Annotated in this window: 1 protein-coding gene; it reads left to right on the forward strand. The window is 69.1% G+C overall.

All coding sequences use genetic code 11. The features are described from left to right. On the forward strand, positions 1-941 hold a 941-nt coding region (locus ROI90_RS21080; RefSeq protein WP_316000260.1), incomplete at both ends, for an FtsK/SpoIIIE domain-containing protein.

Consider the following 941-nt stretch of genomic DNA (forward strand, 5'->3'; position numbering starts at 1 on the left):
AGATCGCCTCCGCGGTCGCCAAGGGTCAGGACGGCATCAGGTTCGTCGCCCCCATCACCCGCGAGGGTCCCGGCTGGCGCGCGGACATCGACCTGCCGCTGGGGGTCACCGTCGCCGACGTGGCCGACCGGCGCGCCCGGCTCGCCTCGGGACTTCGCCGCCCGCTGGGGTGCGTGTGGCCGGACGCCGACCCCAACGAGCACGAGGGACGGCTCATCCTGTGGGTGGGGGACCGGGACCTGTCCAAGACCGGCATCGTCAAGTGGGCTCTGGCGAACGCCCGTCGGCACGACATCTTCAAGCGCATCCCGTTCGGTATCGACCCGCGGGGCCGTGCCCAGTCGGTGCCGATGATCCAGCACAACATCCTGGTCGGTTCGCTGCCCGGTCAGGGCAAGACCGCCTCCGTGCGGGTGCTGGCCTGCGGTGCCGCCCTGGATCCGAGCGTGGAACTGTGGCTGCACGAGAACAAGGGCACCGGTGACCTGGACTCCCTGGAATGCGTCAGCCACCGGTTCGTGTCCGGCATCGACGACGACTCGATCAAGTACGCGGCCGACTCGCTGAAGCTGCTGCGCGCCGAGGTGATGCGCCGGGCGGCGGCCATGAAGAAGCTGCCGCGGGACCTGTGCCCGGACAAGCGCGTCACCCGCGCGATCGCCGACAAGCGCTCGCTCAAGCTGTGGCCGCTGGTCGGGGTGTTCGACGAGTGCCAGAACCTGTTCGCGCACCCCAAGTACGGCAAACAGGCAGGTGAGGACGCCGAGTTCATCATCAAGCTGGGCCGCGCGCTCGGGGTCGTCCTGATCCTGGCCACGCAGCGGCCGGACAAGGACTCGCTCCCGACCGGGATCAGCGGCAACGTGTCCATCCGGTTCGCCCTCAGGGTCGCGGGCCAGGTGGAGAACGACATGATCCTCGGTACGTCGGCGTACAAAAAC

Source organism: Hymenobacter endophyticus (assembly GCF_032464715.1).
Lineage (GTDB): Bacteria > Bacteroidota > Bacteroidia > Cytophagales > Hymenobacteraceae > Hymenobacter > Hymenobacter endophyticus.